This window comes from Micromonospora wenchangensis, from assembly GCF_002210435.1.
GTDB classification, from domain to species: Bacteria; Actinomycetota; Actinomycetes; order Mycobacteriales; family Micromonosporaceae; genus Micromonospora; species Micromonospora wenchangensis.
Window position 1 is genome coordinate 59,161 of sequence record NZ_MZMV01000037.1, and the last position, 16,419, is coordinate 75,579.

The 16,419-nt window shown below is 74.2% G+C and carries 16 protein-coding genes and 2 pseudogenes; 14 read left to right on the top strand and 4 right to left on the bottom strand.

Features of this window, described 5'->3' with window-relative positions; translation table 11 throughout:
* Positions 1-62: 62 nt before the first annotated feature.
* The 10 genes and pseudogenes from B5D80_RS20940 to B5D80_RS20985 all read left to right on the top strand — a co-directional run bounded on the left by B5D80_RS20940 (position 63) and on the right by B5D80_RS20985 (position 10,528).
* Positions 63-440, top strand: coding sequence for a hypothetical protein (locus B5D80_RS20940; protein WP_088645610.1), 378 nt, complete (start codon positions 63-65; stop codon positions 438-440).
* Between the two features lie 107 nt (positions 441-547).
* The gene (locus B5D80_RS20945; protein ID WP_088645611.1) at positions 548-3,382 is read left to right on the top strand and encodes a Na+/H+ antiporter subunit A; all 2,835 of its coding nucleotides are present in this window, start codon (positions 548-550) and stop codon (positions 3,380-3,382) included.
* A complete protein-coding gene (locus B5D80_RS20950) occupies positions 3,379-3,876 on the top strand; it encodes a Na(+)/H(+) antiporter subunit C (RefSeq protein ID WP_088645612.1) in 498 nt (165 codons plus the stop codon). Before B5D80_RS20945 ends, B5D80_RS20950 begins: the two co-directional genes overlap by 4 nt.
* On the top strand, positions 3,873-5,378 hold the full coding sequence (locus tag B5D80_RS20955) for a Na+/H+ antiporter subunit D (protein WP_088645613.1): 1,506 nt from the start codon (positions 3,873-3,875) through the stop codon (positions 5,376-5,378). The genes B5D80_RS20950 and B5D80_RS20955 overlap by 4 nt, the downstream gene beginning before the upstream one ends.
* Positions 5,375-5,959: a Na+/H+ antiporter subunit E gene (locus B5D80_RS20960; protein ID WP_088645614.1), complete on the top strand. Its 585-nt coding sequence runs from the start codon at positions 5,375-5,377 to the stop codon at positions 5,957-5,959. Before B5D80_RS20955 ends, B5D80_RS20960 begins: the two co-directional genes overlap by 4 nt.
* Positions 5,956-6,219, top strand: coding sequence for an MrpF/PhaF family protein (locus tag B5D80_RS20965; RefSeq protein ID WP_088645615.1), 264 nt, complete (start codon positions 5,956-5,958; stop codon positions 6,217-6,219). Before B5D80_RS20960 ends, B5D80_RS20965 begins: the two co-directional genes overlap by 4 nt.
* Positions 6,220-6,343: 124 nt before the next feature.
* The gene (gene mnhG / locus B5D80_RS20970; RefSeq protein WP_088645630.1) at positions 6,344-6,691 is read left to right on the top strand and encodes a monovalent cation/H(+) antiporter subunit G; all 348 of its coding nucleotides are present in this window, start codon (positions 6,344-6,346) and stop codon (positions 6,689-6,691) included.
* Between the two features lie 161 nt (positions 6,692-6,852).
* A pseudogene (locus tag B5D80_RS20975) lies at positions 6,853-8,205 on the top strand (hemolysin family protein); the annotation flags it as partial.
* Positions 8,206-8,360: 155 nt separating this feature from the next.
* Positions 8,361-9,425, top strand: a complete 1,065-nt coding sequence (locus B5D80_RS20980; RefSeq protein ID WP_088645617.1) for a hemolysin family protein — start codon at positions 8,361-8,363, stop codon at positions 9,423-9,425.
* A 173-nt stretch (positions 9,426-9,598) separates the two neighbouring features.
* On the top strand, positions 9,599-10,528 hold the full coding sequence (locus B5D80_RS20985; RefSeq protein ID WP_088645618.1) for a sporulation protein: 930 nt from the start codon (positions 9,599-9,601) through the stop codon (positions 10,526-10,528).
* Between the two features lie 63 nt (positions 10,529-10,591).
* Here B5D80_RS20985 and leuE read toward each other — a convergent pair whose 3' ends face one another.
* Both leuE and B5D80_RS20995 read right to left on the bottom strand, forming a co-directional pair.
* The gene (gene leuE / locus B5D80_RS20990; protein ID WP_211291595.1) at positions 10,592-11,257 is read right to left on the bottom strand and encodes a leucine efflux protein LeuE; all 666 of its coding nucleotides are present in this window, start codon (positions 11,255-11,257) and stop codon (positions 10,592-10,594) included.
* Positions 11,254-12,654 carry a bifunctional pyridoxamine 5'-phosphate oxidase family protein/GNAT family N-acetyltransferase gene (locus B5D80_RS20995; RefSeq protein ID WP_088645620.1) on the bottom strand — a complete coding sequence of 467 codons (1,401 nt, stop codon included), beginning with the start codon at positions 12,652-12,654 and terminating at the stop codon, positions 11,254-11,256. The genes leuE and B5D80_RS20995 overlap by 4 nt, the downstream gene beginning before the upstream one ends.
* 38 nt (positions 12,655-12,692) lie before the next feature.
* Between B5D80_RS20995 and B5D80_RS21000 the strand changes: the two genes are divergently transcribed.
* The gene (locus B5D80_RS21000; protein WP_088645621.1) at positions 12,693-14,033 is read left to right on the top strand and encodes an aminotransferase class I/II-fold pyridoxal phosphate-dependent enzyme; all 1,341 of its coding nucleotides are present in this window, start codon (positions 12,693-12,695) and stop codon (positions 14,031-14,033) included.
* Here the strand turns inward: B5D80_RS21000 and B5D80_RS21005 are convergent.
* Together B5D80_RS21005 and B5D80_RS21010 are read right to left on the bottom strand one after the other, a co-directional pair.
* Positions 14,023-14,268 carry a hypothetical protein gene (locus B5D80_RS21005; protein ID WP_088645631.1) on the bottom strand — a complete coding sequence of 82 codons (246 nt, stop codon included), beginning with the start codon at positions 14,266-14,268 and terminating at the stop codon, positions 14,023-14,025. The two genes, B5D80_RS21000 and B5D80_RS21005, sit on opposite strands and share 11 nt — an antisense overlap.
* A gap of 11 nt (positions 14,269-14,279) precedes the next feature.
* Positions 14,280-14,486, bottom strand: coding sequence for a hypothetical protein (locus B5D80_RS21010; RefSeq protein ID WP_088645622.1), 207 nt, complete (start codon positions 14,484-14,486; stop codon positions 14,280-14,282).
* A gap of 312 nt (positions 14,487-14,798) precedes the next feature.
* On the opposite strand from B5D80_RS21010, the gene B5D80_RS21015 reads away from it, so the two are divergent.
* From B5D80_RS21015 to B5D80_RS21025, 3 genes and pseudogenes are all read left to right on the top strand, one after another.
* The gene (locus B5D80_RS21015; RefSeq protein ID WP_088645623.1) at positions 14,799-15,020 is read left to right on the top strand and encodes a helix-turn-helix transcriptional regulator; all 222 of its coding nucleotides are present in this window, start codon (positions 14,799-14,801) and stop codon (positions 15,018-15,020) included.
* Between the two features lie 71 nt (positions 15,021-15,091).
* On the top strand, positions 15,092-15,793 hold the full coding sequence (locus B5D80_RS21020; RefSeq protein WP_088645624.1) for a UdgX family uracil-DNA binding protein: 702 nt from the start codon (positions 15,092-15,094) through the stop codon (positions 15,791-15,793).
* A gap of 177 nt (positions 15,794-15,970) precedes the next feature.
* A pseudogene (locus tag B5D80_RS21025) lies at positions 15,971-16,419 on the top strand (MFS transporter); the annotation flags it as partial.

Sequence of the window (16,419 nt, forward strand, 5' to 3'; positions counted from 1 at the left end):
GCTTGTGACCCACAACATAAAGTAACTTCTCCCGGAACGCCGCACCAGGTGAAAGGAATCGGATGTTCGTCGAGGAGCGTGGCCCGACGCCCGGCACCGACGTGCTCATCCGCAAGGTCGAAGGTCACCTCACCGCCCTGCGGACCAGTCTGCGCGGCCCCGAGCTGGCGCTCGCCGAGCGTCTCGCCGACAGCCTGCGGGAGCTGGTCGTCTCCACCGCCCAGTCCAGCGCCGCCGACCGTGGCCAGGTGCGGGTCGCCGTGCACTACTTCGTGCTCCGTCGGGAGAGCCGCGGTGCGATGCTGCCGGTGCGTTCGCTCGCCGTCGCCCAGCGGGTGGTCGACAAGGTCGCCCTCCAGCTCGGCCGCCCCGACCTGCTCGTCGACCCCCGACGCGCCCTGACGCCCGCTCTCCCCGGCGGTGACACCCCGCCCGGCTGACCGGACGATTTCCCCGAAAACGCCCCAGAAGGGGCGGAACTGGCGTGTGATCGGTGCTGGCCGGACAACTCGCCCGGCGCGCGCCGCCAGTTCGACGGGGAGGACGCGTGCTCGTACTGCTGCTCCTCCATCTGGTGGCGGCGCTCCTCGCGCCGCTGCTGGTGCGGTGGTGGGGCCCGCGCGCCTGCTACCCGCTGGCGCTGGTGCCCGCCGCCGCCCTCGGCTGGGCCCTGACCCGCACCCCGGCGGTCCACGACGGCGGCGCGGTCGTCGAGACGTACCACTGGATCGGCCAGCTCGACCTCGACGTGGCGTTGCGGATGACGACGCTGTCCTGGCTGATGACCCTGCTGGTCGGCGGGGTCGGCGCGCTCGTCCTGGTCTACTGCGGCCGGTACTTCGCGCCCGGCTCGGCGGGCCTGCCCCGGTTCGTCGCGGTGCTGGTCGCGTTCGCCGGGGCCATGCTCGGCCTGGTCCTCTCCGACGACCTGCTGCTGCTCTACGTCTTCTGGGAACTCACCACCGTCTTCTCGTACCTGCTCATCGGGCACAGCACCGAGCGCCGCTCCAGCCGCTGGGCGGCGGCCCAGGCGCTCACCGTCACCACCCTCGGCGGCCTGGCCATGCTGCTCGGCTTCCTGATCCTCGGCGGGCACGCCGGCAGCTACCGCTGGTCCGAGATCGCCGCCGCGCCCCTGCCCGGCGGCGGGACGCTGGTCGCGGCGGTGCTGCTGATCCTGACCGGCGCGCTGGCCAAATCGGCGATCGTGCCGTTCAACGGCTGGCTGCCGGTCGCGATGGCCGCGCCCACCCCGGTCAGCGCCTACCTGCACGCGGCGGCGATGGTCAAGGCCGGCGTCTACCTGATCGGCCTGCTCGCCCCGGTGCTCGCCGACACCGGCCCGTGGCGGCCGGTGCTGCTCACCCTCGGCCTGGTCACCATGCTCGCCGGCGGCTGGGCGGCGCTGCGCCAGTGCGACCTGAAACTGCTGCTCGCCTACGGCACGGTCAGCCAGCTCGGCCTGCTGACCGTGACGATCGGCACCGGCAGCGCCGACGCCGCGCTCGCCGGGGTCGCGATGCTGCTCGCCCACGCCCTGTTCAAGGCGGCCCTGTTCCTCGTCGTCGGCATCATCGACCACGACGTCGGCACCCGCGACCTGCGGGAACTCTCCGGCCTCGGCCGCCGGGCCCCGGCACTGGCGGTGGTCGCCACGCTCGCCGCCGCCTCGATGGCGGGCGTGCCGCCGCTGCTCGGCTTCGTCGCCAAGGAGGCGGTCTTCGCCGCCCTGGCCACCCGCCCGGTGGTGCTCGCCGGGCTGGTCCTGGGCACCGTGCTCACCGTCGCCTACAGCATCCGCTTCCTCTGGGGCGCCTTCGCCACCCGCCCCGGCACTGCCGAGACCGCACCGGAACCGGTCCCGCTGCCGATGCTCGCCCCACCCGCCCTGCTCGCGGTCGCCGGGCTGGTCGCCGGCCCGGCCGCCGCCGCGTTGAACGGCCTGCTCGGCCCGTACGCGGAACTCTTCGGCCCGCCGCACGACACGCTCGCCCTCTGGCACGGCCTGACCCCCGCCCTCGGCCTGTCCGCGCTGGCGCTGGCCGGCGGGGCCGTGCTGCACGCGGTCCGCGGCCCGCTCGCCCCGGCGCTGGCCCGGTGGAAGCTGCCGTTCACCGGCAACCAGGGGTACGAGTGGGCCACCCACCGGTTCGACCGGCTCGCCATCGAGGTCACCGGGGCCACCCAGCGCGGCTCGCTGCCGCTGTACCTGGGCACCGTCCTGCTGGCCCTGGTGCTGGTGCCGGGCGCGGCCCTGTTCAGCACGGGCCCGTGGCGGACCCGGATCGCGTTCTGGGACACCCCGCTGCAACTGGTGGTGGGGCTGGTCATCGGGGTCGCGGCGGTCTTCGCGGTCAACGCCCGAAGGCGGCTGACCGCGATGCTGCTGGTCGGGGTGACCGGCTACGGCACCGCCATGCTGTTCGTGCTCTACGGGGCACCCGACCTGGCGCTGACCCAGTTCCTGGTGGAGACCGCCACCATCGCCGTGTTCGTGCTGGTGCTGCGTCGGTTGCCGGAACGGTTCTCGGCCCGGCCGCTGCGCCGCAGCCGGTGGGCCCGCCGGGTGCTCGGCGTCGCCGTGGGCGTGGTGCTGGCCGGGCTGGCGCTGATCGCCTCCGGGGCCCGGACCGCCGTGTCCATCTCCACCGCCTTCCCGGCGCTCGCCGTCACCGAGGGGCACGGCCGCAACGTGGTCAACGTGACCCTGGTCGACATCCGGGCCTGGGACACCATGGGAGAACTGTCGGTGCTGGTGGTGGCCGCCACCGGGGTGGCCAGCCTGATCTTCGAGCGGTCCCGCACCGGTCCGCGGCCGCGTCGGGTGGACCCCGCCACCGCCGGGCACGGCGACCGGGCGGTGTGGCTGCGCGGCGGGACCACCCTGCACGCGCGTCGCCGGTCCATCGTCTTCGAGGTGGTGACCCGGCTGCTGTTCCACACGATCGTGCTCTTCTCGCTGTTCCTGCTCTTCTCCGGCCACAACGCCCCCGGCGGCGGCTTCTCCGGTGGCCTGGTGGCGAGCCTGGCGCTGGCCGTGCGCTACCTCGCCGGTGGCCGGTACGAACTGGCCGAGGCGGCTCCGGTCGGGGCGGGCACCGTGCTCGGTGCCGGCCTGGCGATCGCCGTCGGCGGGGGAGTGGTCTCCCTGCTGACCACCGGCACCGTGCTCGCGAGCACCCGGGTCGACCTGCCGCTGCCCGGCCTCGGCGGGCCGTACCTGGTCACCTCGCTCTTCTTCGACGTCGGCGTCTACCTGATCGTGGTGGGGCTGATGCTGGACATCCTGCGCAGTCTCGGCGCCGAGATCGACAGGCACATCGAGGCGGCCGGCAAGTCCGACCGGGGGCTCGTCGTCGACCACGAGGGGGACCGGCGGTGAGGGACGGTGGGGCGGGCCCGACGCTGGTGCTGGTGATCGCCGTGGGCGTGCTCGCCGCCACCGGGGTGACCCTGCTGCTGGAACGCAGCCTCACCCGCATCCTGCTCGGCGTCATCCTGCTCGGCAACGGGGTGAACCTGCTCATCCTGGTCGGTGGCCGCTCGGGCGGTGCGCCGGTGGTGGGCGCCGGCCCGGACGACGCGATGAGCGACGCGCTGCCGCAGGCGATGGTGCTCACCGCCATCGTGATCACCTTCGGGCTGACCGCCTTCCTCGCCGCCGTGGCGTACCGGAGCTGGTATCTCGGCGGCGACGACGAGGTCCAGGACGACGTGGAGGACCAGCAGATCGTCGCGCTCGCCGCCCGCAACGAGGTGCCCAACGCCGACCTCGGCGGTGAGGGGCCCGGCGACGACCCCGAACAGGTGGACCCGGAACCGCCCCGCCGACAGGTGGACCCGGAACCGCCCCGCCGACCGGGCGGCACCCGGTGAACCGCCTCGTGCCGCTGCCGGTGGTGGTGCCGCTGCTCGGGGCCGCCCTCACCCTGATCCTGGTCAGCCGGCCCCGGTTGCAGCGCACCGTCAGCGTGGTCGCGCTCACCACCAACCTGGTGGTCGCGGTGCTGCTGCTGGTGCGGGCCCACCGGGACGGACCGGTGGTGACCGAGGTGGGCGGCTGGCCCGCGCCGGTCGGCATCGTGCTGGTCGCCGACCAGCTCGCCGCGTTGATGCTGGTGGTCTCGTCGGCGGTCACGCTCTGCGTGCTGCTCTACTCCATCGGCCAGGGCCGCGCCGAGACCAGCGAGTCCGCGCCGGTGAGCATCTACCACCCCACCTACCTGGTGCTGACCGCCGGGATCACCAACGCGTTCCTCGCCGGTGACCTGTTCAACCTCTTCGTCGGGTTCGAGATCCTGCTCGCGGCGAGCTTCGTGCTGATCACCCTGGGCGGCACCGAGGCCCGCATCCGCACCGGGTCGACGTACGTGGTGGTCAGCATCCTCTCCTCGATGATCTTCCTGGCCGCCGTGGGACTGGTGTACGCGGCCACCGGCACCCTCAACCTGGCGCAGCTCGCCGGCCGGCTCGACGCCCTGCCGGACGGCGTACGGCTGGCGTTGCAGTTGATGCTGCTGCTCGCCTTCGGCATCAAGGCGGCGCTGTTCCCGCTGTCCGCCTGGCTGCCGGACAGCTACCCGACCGCCCCGGCACCGGTCACCGCCGTCTTCGCCGGCCTGCTCACCAAGGTCGGCGTCTACGCGATCATCCGGACCGAGACCCTGCTCTTTCCCGACGGGGCGGCGTCCACCCTGCTGATGGTGGCGGCCGGACTGACCATGGTGGTCGGCGTGCTCGGCGCGGTCGCCCAGTCGGACATGAAGCGGCTGTTCTCGTTCACCCTGGTCAGCCACATCGGCTACATGATCTTCGGGGTGGCGTTGGGCACCGCCGCCGCGCTCTCCGGCGCGATCTTCTACGTGGTGCACCACATCACCATCCAGACCACCCTGTTCCTGGTCGCCGGCCTGGTCGAGGAGCGGACCGGCAGCACCGACCTGCGCCGGATCGGCGGGCTGGCCCGGATCGCCCCGCTGCTGGCGGTGCTCTACTTCGTCCCCGCGATGAACCTGGCCGGCATCCCCCCGTTCTCCGGCTTCCTCGGCAAGGTCGGCCTGCTCCAGGCCGGGGTGGCGCACGGCGGCGCGCTGCCCTGGGTGCTGGTCGTCGCCGGCACGCTGACCAGCCTGCTCACCCTCTACGCCGCCTCCCGGGTGTGGAACATCGCGTTCTGGCGGGCCCCGCAGCTCGCCACCGCCGACCCGGTGTCCCGGCTGCCCACGTTGATGGTCGGGGCCACCGTCGCCCTGGTGGTGCTGGGGCTGGCGCTCACCGTCGCCGCCGGCCCGCTGTTCCAGGTCACCGCCGACGCCGCCGTCGACCTGCGGCTGCGCACCCCGTACGTGCGGGCCGTGCTGCCCGGCGGCCCGTCGTGACCGGCCGGACGCGCCGCCGGGCCGGCACGTCGCCGCCGCGCCTCGGACGCCGCCGGGACCAGCTCATCGCCCTCGGCTGGCTGGTCGTGGTCTGGAACCTGCTCTGGGGGAACTTCTCCCCGGCCAACCTGCTCGCCGGCCTGCTGGTCGGCGGGGCGGTGCTGGTGTTCTTCCCGCTCCCGCCGGTCTCCTTCGGCGGCCGGCTGCGACCCCGGGCGCTGCTCCGGCTCGCCGGGGTCTTCGTCGTCGAGCTGGTCAGCGCCAGCATCCACGTCGCCGCCATCGCCGTACGCCCCGGCTTCCGCCCGCGCGGCGCGATCATCGGGGTGCGGCTGCGGGTCCGCACCGACCTGAACCTGGCGCTCACCGCCGAGCTGCTCTCCCTCGTGCCGGGCACCCTGATCGTCGAGGTCGACCGGGACGCCGGCGTCCTCTACGTGCACGTGCTCGACGTGCGGTCCCCGGCCGACCTGACCGGCAGCCGCGACCGCATCCTCGCCGTCGAGGAACGGGTCGTGCGGGCCGTCGGCTCCGCCGCCGAGCTGCGGCAGCTCACCACCGAACCCACGGAGGCCCCGTGACCGTCTTCCTCGCCGTCGTCCTGACCGTGCTGCTGTCGACCACCGCCCTGCTGGCGCTGGCCCGGATCTACCGGGGCCCGTCGCTGCTGGACCGGGTCATCGCCGCCGACCTGCTGCTCGCCACCATGCTCGGCGCGGTCGGCGCGGAGGCGGCGGTGAACCGGCACGCCACCACGCTGCCGGTGCTGGTGGTGCTCTCCCTGCTCGGCTTCGTCGGCTCGGTCGCCCTGGTCCGCTTCGCCGCCCGGGAGGAGCCGTGACCCCGCCCGTCCCGCGTCCGGGCCACCACCCCGTGCCGGACCACGGCCGGGTACCGGGCCGTGACCGTGTGCCGGGTCCCGGCCGGATCGCGCCGGTCCCGGCCGGGGGAGGTCGGCCGTGAGCGTGGGTACGGTGATCGACTGGCTGGCCGCCGTCGCCCTGGTGTCCGGGGCGCTGCTCAGCCTCGCCGCCGGGATCGGCGTGCTGCGCTTCCCGGACGTGCTGGACCGGATGCACGCCGCCACCAAACCGCAGGTGCTCGGGATGCTGCTGTTGCTGCTGGGGCTGGCGCTGCGGCTGCGTACCGCCGCCGACCTGGGCATGATCCTGCTGGTCGGGGTGTTCCAACTGGCCACCGCCCCGGTGGCCGCCCAGATGATCGGCCGGGCCGCCTACCGGTCCGGCCGGGTCGACCGCAGCCTGCTCGACGTCGACGAACTGGCCGGGGACCCGCCCCGGACCGGTGAATAGCGGGACGAGCAGGAACTTTGTCCCCACCCTCAGCGGGCATCCAGCAACCGCCGATAGAATTGCGGCATGATCGACTCCTCTGCCCAGGAGGGCAGCAGTAGCCAGCCGGGTCGTGCCCGGCAATCCCCCGCCCCGACGTCCACGGGAGCACTGAGCGACCCGTGTTGATCGTCGTCGGTCTCGTACTCATCATCGTTCTCACCGCCGCCACCGGCTACTTCGTGGCCCAGGAGTTCGGCTACGTCGCCGTGGACCGGGGCAAGCTCAAGCAGCTCGCCGACGACGGCGACGCCAAGGCCGCCCGCGCCCTGGAGGTCACCGGGCGGCTGTCGTTCATGCTCTCCGGCGCGCAGCTCGGCATCACCGTGACCGCCCTGCTGGTCGGTTACGCCGCCGAGCCCTACCTCGGTGCCGGGCTGGCCGAACTGCTCGGCGGCGCCGGCGTCGCCACCGGCGTCAGCCTGCCGTTGTCGGTGGCGTTGGCGCTGGTCATCGCCACCGTCGTGCAGATGGTCCTCGGTGAGCTCGCCCCCAAGAACCTGGCCATCGCCCGCCCCGAGGCGTTGGCGCGGGCGCTGAGCCGGTCCACCCTGATCTACCTGAAGATCGCCGGTCCGCTGATCACGCTCTTCGACCGGGCCGCCGTCCGGCTGCTGCGCCGGGTCGGCATCGAGCCCATCGAGGAACTGCCCAGCGGGGCCACCCCGGCCGACCTGGAGCAGATCATCGCCGAGTCCCGGGAGGAGGGGCACCTCGACGCCGAGATGTCCGACCTGCTCGACCGGGGTCTCGACTTCCGGGAGCTGACCGCCGGGGAGGCCATGGTGCCCCGGGTCGACGTGCACACCATCCGGTCGCACGAGCCGGTCAGCCGGGTGGTCGAGCTGCTCGACACCGGTCACTCCCGGTTTCCGGTACGCGGCGCGGACGGCGTCGACGACCTCGTCGGCGTGATCGGCATCGCCGACGTGCTCGGGGTGCCGCCGGCCGAGCGCGCCACCACCCCGGTCAGCGCGGTGGCCGTACCGCCGCTGCTGGTGCCGGAGACGTTGCCGCTGCCCACGGTGCTGGACCGGCTGCGGTCCGGGCACCGGCAGCTCGCCTGCGTGGTCGACGAGTACGGCGGCTTCGCCGGCGTGATCACGCTGGAGGACATCGCCGAGGAACTCGTCGGACCGATCCGCGACGAGGACGATCCGCCCGAGCCGGCCCCGATCCGGCAGGACGACGGCTCCTGGGTGGTGCCGGCCCGCTGGCGGATCGACGAGGTCGCCGACAGCACCGGCATCGCCCTGCCCGAGGCCCCCGAGTACGACACCCTCTCCGGGCTGGTCATGCGGGAGCTGGGCCGGGTGCCCGAGGTGGGCGACCGGCTGGAGATCAGCCTGCCGGTCGACCACGACGAGCCGGCGGAACGGCCGACGGCCCTGATCGAGGTGCTCGCCGTCGACCGGCACGTGGCCGACTCCGTCCGGCTCACCCTGGCCGGCGACCAGGACGCCGACGGGAAACCCCCGGCCACCGGCGGCGGAGGCGGAGGCGGAGGCGACCGACGCCGCGCCACGAACGTCCGCGCCACCGGCACCGGGGGCGAGCGACGCGGCGGCGCGAACGCCCGTGCCACCGGCGGTGCCGACGCGCGCGTCACCCAGGGCCGGGAGGAGCGGTCATGAGCCCCACCGTCGCACTGCTGGTGTCGGTGCTGCTGCTCGCCCTCAACGGCTTCTTCGTGGCCGCCGAGTTCGCCCTGGTCGCGGCCAAGCGCTACCGGTTGGAACAGACCGCCGCCTCGGGCAGCCGGGCCGCCCGCGCCGCCCTGGACGGGGTGCGGGAACTCTCCCTGATGCTGGCCGGCGCGCAGCTCGGCATCACCCTGTGCACCCTGGGGTTGGGTGCGCTGGCCGAGCCGGCGATCGAACACCTGATCAGCCCGCTGCTGCACGCCGTCGGTCTGCCGGCGGCGGCCAGCCACGTCGTCGCGTTGGTCTTCGCGTTGGGGCTGGTGACGTTCCTGCACCTGGTGGTCGGCGAGATGGCCCCGAAGTCGTGGGCGATCACCGACGCCGAGCGCTCGGCGACGCTGCTGGCGCTGCCGTTCCGGGCCTTCGCCCGGGTCGCCCGCCCGGTGCTGTCCGTGCTCAACGCCCTGGCCAACGCGATGCTGCGGCTGGTCGGGGTGCAGCAGCAGGACCAGCTCGCCCAGGTCCACGGCCCGGACGAGCTGCGCATCCTGCTCGAACAGTCCCGCGAGCACGGGCTGCTCGGTGCCGAACAGCACCAGATGCTGACCAGCATGCTGGAGTTGCAGGGCACCACCGTCGCCCAGGTGATGGAACCCTTCGACCAGATCGTCACGGTCCACCGCAACGACACCGCCGAGCGGATCGAGCAGGTCAGCCGGGACAGCGGCAGGTCCCGGCTCGCCGTGCTCGACGACGGCGGTGAGGTGTGCGGGCTGGTGCACGTACGGGAGGCGGTCCGGGCCGTCACCACCGGCCGGGCGGCCACCGCCGCCGAGCTGATGACCCGGTCGTTCACCCTGCCGGCCACCTCCTCGGTCACCGAGGCGGTCGCCGCGATGCGCGCCGACCAGGCCCAGTTGGCGCTGGTCCGCAACGGCGGCGGCCCGACCCGGCCGATCGGTTTCGTGGCGCTGGAGGACCTCCTCGAAGAGGTCATCGGCGAGTTCGACGACGAGACCGACCCGATCCCGAGGGGCCGCCGGATGCGCTGACGGTCGTACCGCCCGTCGTTGCACAGGATCGACGCAACGGGGGCGATGTGGTGGTGTCGCAGTGGCATGGACACCGCTACATCGCCCCCTCGCGTTGATCGACGTGGCCGCCCCGCCCGGTCGGGTGTCCGGGTGGAGGAGTGCCGGGCCGGTCAGCGGGAACCCGGACGGTCATGCGGTTGACCGGTGTGTCCCGGGAGTCCGGTGTGACCGGGCTGTCGGTGAGTACCACCCTGACCAATCCGAGCACCCGCCCGGGGCTGCGGCTGCCCGGGCGGGTGACCCTCAGCGCCGGGTCGCAGGACGTACCGATCCGGCACGTACGGCTGGGTCTGGTGGCGACCGCCGAACCGGAGGACCCCCGTTCGCCCCGTCGCCTCGTCCAGTACCACCAGGTGCCGGTGGGGGGACGGTTCGTCGTGCCCGCCGGGCGGCGACGGGCCATCGACTTCGCCGTACCGCTGCCGTGGGAGACCCCGGTGACGATCTTCGGCGGGGTGCCGGTGATGAGCCTGCGCACCGGGCTGCGTACCGAGGTGTCGGTGGACCCGGAACTGGAGCAGGGCGCGATGGTGCCGGTCTTCGTCCATCCGCTGCCCACCCAGCAGCATGTGCTCGCCGCGCTGGACACGCTGGGTTTCGTCCTGCGGCAGGCGGGACTGGTGTCGAGCCGGCTGCCGGGGGTCGCGCAGACCCTGCCGGTGCACCAGCGGCTCGGCTACTGGGTCGCCCCGCTCTACGCCGGCCCGATCACCGAGCTGGAGCTGATCTTCGTGACCAATTCCGCCGGCCTGGAGGTGCTGCTCTGGATGGACCGGCGGCTGTCGTTGACCGGGATCAGCCACCAGAGCATCAGCCGGTTCCGGATCTGGCACACCGGCGCCGACCAGCAGGACTGGGTCGCGGTGGTGGACGGCTGGTTGCGCAGGGCGATCGACAGGCACGCGGCGGCGGCCTCGGACGCGCACTGGTCGGCCCGGATCACCGAGTCGGCCCACGTCAGCCGATCGCCCGACGAACCGGTGCGGCCGGGCTTCGGGTTGGGCGGCACCGCCGGTAGCGGAGGGATCGGCAGCGGGGGCGGAGGTGGCGACGGCACCTGACCCGCCGGCCGCAACGGACGTCGGTGGGTCAGGTGCCGTGTGTCGTAGGAGGGACGGGGCGGGTCAGACCGAGGCGGTGGCGAGCTTGATGCCGAAGCCCAGGAAGAGCATGCCGACGCCGGTGGTGGCTCCGGCGGCCAACCGGCGACGCTGCCGGAACTGGGCGGCCAGGAAGGTGCCCGCGAAGATCAGCGCGGTCAGGTAGAGCGCGCTGGTCACCTGGGCGATCAGCCCGAGCAGCAGGAACGACAGCGCCGGCCAGGCGTAGCCGGGGTCGACGAACTGGATGAAGAACGAGATGAAGAAGAGGATCGCCTTCGGGTTGAGCAGGCTGATCACCAGCGCCTTGCGGAACGGGCTGTGCAGCGCCTCCGGCTCGGCGGCGTCGATCAGCCGGGGTGTCGCGGGGTCGTGGCGGTCGCGCCACCGCCGCCAGGCCCCCCGCAGCATGGTCAGCCCGACGTAGCCCAGGTAGGCGGCACCGGCGTACTTGATCACGAGGAAGAGCGGCGGGTACGCCTTGAGCAGCGACGCCACCCCGGCGGCGGAGAGGATCATCAGCACCGAGTCGCCGAGGAAGACCCCGCCCGCCGCCCGGTAGCCGGTCGCCACGCCGCGCTTGGCGGCGGTGGAGAGCACGAAGAGGGAGTTAGGCCCCGGCAGCAGGATGATCGCCACCGTGCCCAACACGTACGTCCAGATGTCGGTGATGCCCAGCACGCCCGTCATCCTCGCTCCGCAGGTGCCGTACGGCGAAGCCATTCCCGCAGCCTGGCCTGTGCGTTCGGCCACTCGTCGACGGTCATGGCGTACTGCACGGTGTCCCGCCAGGAGCCGTCCGGGCGCTGCCGGTGCATCCGCAGCACGCCCTCCCGGGTCGCGCCGAGCCGGGCGATCGCGGCCTGCGACCGGGTGTTGCGGATGTCGGTCTGCCAGACCACCCGCACCGCCCCCAGCTCGTCGAACGCCCGACCGAGCAGCAGCAGCTTGGCCTCGGTGTTGACGGCGCTGCCCCACCAGGGCCGACCGAGCCAGGTGTACCCGATGGCGACGCAGCGCCGCGCCGGGTCGAGGTCGTAGTAGGAGGTCGACCCGATGACCGCGCCGGTGCGGGCGCAGCGCTGCACCCACGGCACCCGTTCGCCGCGTCGCCGGGCGTCCAGCGCGGTGCCGACGACGGCCCGCATCGCGGCCGGGTCGGTGGGCGTCGGGTGGCTCAGGTGGGCCCAGACCTCCGGCTCGGCGGTGGCGGTGAAGAGGTCGTCGGCGTGCGCCGGGGTGAGCGGCTCCAGCAGCACGTGCGCGCCGCGCAGCGGCACCGGCTCGTACCACGGCGAGACGGCGGAACCCGGCCCGGACGGCCCGGCGGCCTGCGCTCCCGACCCGGTGGCCTGCGCTCCCGACCCGGCGGGCCCGGCGGTGCCGGGCGGGCCGGTGACGTGCGCCGGGTCGGGGCGTGCCGCTGCTACCGGCTCCCGCACCGGAGCGCCGGTGCCGGACAGGTAGGCCGGCAGCGGGGCGGTCACCCCCGTGTCGGGCTCCGGCGGGCCGGCGACCTGCCGCAGCGGCACCACCCCGGCCCAGTACGGCAGGTCGAGGTCGGCGGGTTCGTCGCGGACCCCGCCGGTGCGGGTCCGGACCGACACCTCGCGCAGCGGCAGCGCCAGGACGGCCGTCTCGGCCAGCTCCCGCCGGCTCGGCGGGCGGCTGTCGGCGGCCCGCCCGGCGGCGGCCTTCTCCACCAGGGCGGTCAGCACCGTGCGCTTGTCGTCGTCGCCGGTCACCAGGTGGGCGGTGCCGTGCGCGACCACCGAGCGGTAGTTGGCGCTGTGGTGGAACTGGGAACGGCCGAAGACCAGCCCGTCGAGCAGGGTCACCGTGACGCAGACCGGCAGCCCGGCGTCGCCCCGGGCGGCGAGCAGCGGCCGGCTGCCGGTGGAGCCGTGCAGGTAGAGGGTGTCACCGACGCGGACGTGCAGGGTGGGCAGCAGCCGGGGCTCGCCGTCGACCACGAACCCCAGCACGCAGTGGTAGGCCTCGTCGAGCACCGCGTGGGCGGTGGCCCGGTCGTAGCTCATCCGGTCCCGGCTGCGGTTGGCGGTGGTGCGTGCGGTCGGCGCGTACATGTGACATCCCGCCTTTGTTCTAGTACGATCCTGGAACTGTGGCAGCACATTATCAGATCCTCGGGTCCACGTCCGCCGCGATTTCGGCGAGCGTGGAAACCGGCATCCGCAGCGGCGCGCTCGCCGCCGGTGACGCGTTGCCGCCCGTCCGCGCCCTCGCCACCGCGCTGGCGGTCAGCCCGGCCACCGTCGCCCGCGCCTACCAGGAGCTGCGCCAGCGGGGTCTGGTGGTCACCGCCGGCCGGCACGGCACCCGGGTGCGGCCCCGGCCGCCGGTCGCCCCGCGCCGTGCGGCGCACGCCCCCGCGCCCGCCCCCGGCACCCGCGACGTGTCCCACGGGCAACCCGACCCCCGGCTCCTGCCGCCGCTCGGCCCGCACCTGGCCGCACTCGCCGACACGGTCGGCCCGCCCGTCGGGTACGCCACGACCGGCGTGCACCCCGCCCTGGCCGAGGCCGCCCGCTCCCGGCTGGCCGCCGACGGGGTGCCCGCCGACGAGTTGACCGTCACGGGGGGCGCGCTCGACGGCATCGAACGGCTGCTCGCCACCCACCTGCGCCCCGGTGACGCGGTGGGTCTGGAGGACCCGGGCTGGGCCAACCTGCTCGACCTGGTCGCCGCGCTCGGGTTGCGGCCGGTCGGCTTCCCGGTCGACGACGAGGGGCCCGTCGTGTCCGGGGTGCGCGACGCCGTCTCGCTCGGGGTGCGGGCGCTGGTGGTGACCAGCCGGGCGCAGAACCCGACGGGCGCCGCCGTCTCCGCCGGCCGGGCCGGGGAGTTGCGGGCCCTGCTCGCCGGCCGCCCCGACCTGCTGCTGATCGAGGACGACCACGCCGCCGAGCTGTCCCGGCTGCCGGTGCACCCGCTGGCCGGTGCCACCCCGACCTGGGCGTTCGTCCGCTCGGTGAGCAAGCCCTACGGGCCCGACCTGCGGCTGGCGGTGCTGGCCGGTGACGAGGTGACGGTGTCCCGGGTGGCCGGCCGGGCCCGGGTGGGGGCCGGCTGGGTCTCCACCGTCCTGCAACGACTCGTCCTGTCGCTCTGGCGCGATCCGGCCACCACCGCCCTGGTCGACCGGGCCGCCGACGCCTACGAACGTCGCCGCCGGGGGCTGCTCGCCGCGCTCGCCGAGCGGGGTGTGGCGGGGCACGGCCGCAGCGGCATCAACGTCTGGCTGCCGGTGCCCGACGAGACCGCCACGGTCACCGCGCTGCGCGACACCGGCTGGTCGGTCGCGCCCGGCGGCCTCTCCCGGCTCGGCAGCCCGCCCGCCGTGCGGATCACGGTCAGCGCGCTCGACGACGCCGACCTCGTGCCGCTGGCCGACGCGGTGGCGGCGGCGGTCCGTCCCGCCGGCCCGGTCGGTTTCACCGCCTGACCCGAGCCGGCGGCCCGCTCCCGCCCCGCTGCCCGGGGGTCGGCTCCGGTGGCGCGGTCAACCCCGCCTGGCGTACGAAGACCTTCCGGCGGGAGACCGCGTCGCCGGCCGCGTCCAGTTGGTAGCCCTCCAACCAGACCCATCCGTCGTACGTGGGCCAGTCGAGCACCCGGATGACCCGCAACCGGATGGGCCGGAGGAACTGCACGCTGGCGGCGCCGGTCACGTACACCATGTCGCCGGCCCTCACCGGCCGTCCCGGTCCCGTCGGGCGCGCAGCTCCCGCTGGACGCGCCGGTCCCGCCAGGCGCGCAGCGTCGCGCCCGCGTCGGCGAGGCGGGCGCACGAGCCGTCCGGCCGGCACCTGGAGCAGACGTTGCGGTGGTGGAAGTCGACGACGTAACCGGCCATCACCACGGCGAACGGTGGCTCGCCGGAGCGCGGCTCAGGCATCGGGCCAGCACCCCCGGTTGGGCCGGTCGGAGCGGCGCGCGCCCCACCTCACCTCGGGGACCAGTCGGCGCGGCGCGGCCCGGCGGCCGGCGGGGGAGTGCCGCCCGGCAGCCGCCGTCGGGGGCAGGGGCCTGGCCCGTTGTACGACGTCGACGGGCTCAGCCGGCCGGTGGAACCACTTGCAACGGGACATGTGCGCTCCCTGACGCCTACGGGGTTGACAGTAGTCCAACTATAACCGCAGCCGATCTGAATCGTCTAAGCAATAGAGTATTACTCATAACAACGCAAATCGGACCTACGCTCTCCGCTATGGCACTGCTCAGAGGCACCCCGCTGGAGGTCTGGGGAGCTGCCGAGATCCAGGAACGCCTGGGTATCTCACGGCAACGCACCTACATCCTGATCAGCCGCCGGGACTTCCCGCCTCCGGCCGCTGTCCTCAAGATGGGCCAGATCTGGCTCAAGTCCGATGTGGAGGCGTGGATCGCCGAGAAGCGTCCGCACCTGCTCGAAAGCGACGAGGAAGCGTAGGGAACCCGGGTCGACGGGACGCCCGGCGGGTCCCTCGTGGACTCCTGACGCGACCGGGTAGAACAGTCGCCATGGCCGAGCAGACCGACGCACCCGGTGCCCAGCAGTTCATCCCGCCGCAGGCCGGCACACTTGCCGAGCTGCGGGCCGCGGCCGCCGGTTGCCGGGGCTGCGAGCTGTACCGGGACGCCACCCAGACCGTCTTCGGCCGGGGCGACGAGAGCGCCCGGGTGGTCTTCGTCGGCGAGCAGCCCGGCGACCTGGAGGACCAGCACGGCCTGCCCTTCGTCGGCCCGGCCGGCCGGCTGCTGCGCCGGGCGGTCGACGATGCCGGCCTCGACCCGGCCCACCTCTACATCACCAACGCGGTGAAGCACTTCCGGCACGAGTTGCGCGGCCGACGTCGCATCCACCAGACCCCGGACCGGGTGCACATCGTCGCCTGCCGGCCGTGGCTGGTCGCCGAGTTCGCCCGGCTCCGCCCCGACCTGGTGGTGGTGCTCGGCGCGACGGCGGCGAAGGCCCTGCTCGGCCCGACGTTCCGGGTCACCCGGCAGCGTGGCGAGCTGCTGCCCTGGCCGGCCGCCGCCGAGCACCCGGAGGACTTCACCCGGGTCCCGGTGGACCGCGCCGGCACGCTCGCCGACGCGCCCGCCGCCCGGGTGCTCGCCACCATCCACCCGTCGGCGGTGCTGCGCGCCGACAACCAGGACGTCGCCTACCGGGGGCTGGTGGACGACCTCACGGTCGCCGCCCGCGCCCTGACCGGCTGACGGCGGGGCCGCGCGCCCGGGAACTCCGGCCGTGCCCGACCCCGGCCAGCCCCGGAACTTCCGGCCGTGCCCGGCTTCCGGCGACCCCTCCCGGGCCCGACTCCGGCGTGCCCGGGAACCCCGGTGCGGGCGGGGGGCCGACTGCGCGAGGATGGCCTCCCCGGACCAGGAGCTGCGATGACCGTCGACCTGCGCGTGCCCGCCCGGCCCGACGTCGCCCCGATCCAGCGGCGTACGTTGCGGCTGCTCGTCGCCACCCAGACCATCGGTGGGGTCGGGGTGGCGATCGGGATCTCCGTCGGGGCGCTGCTGGCGGCCCGGATCGCCGGCACCGCCGTGGCCGGGCTGGCGCAGAGCTGCGGGGTGGTCGGCGCGGCGCTGCTCGCCGTGCCGGTCACCCGGATCATGAACGGGCACGGCCGGCGGCCGGGGCTGGTGGTGGCCTACCTGACCGGGTCGGTGGGGGCGCTGCTGGTGGTGCTCGCCACGGTCACCGGCGGGGTGCCGCTGCTCTTCCTCGGGATGCTGCTGTTCGGCGGCGGCACGGCGGCCAACCTCCAGGCCCGCTACACGGCGGTGGACCTCGCCGAGCCGGCCCGCCGGGGCCGGCAGCTCTCCCTGGTCGT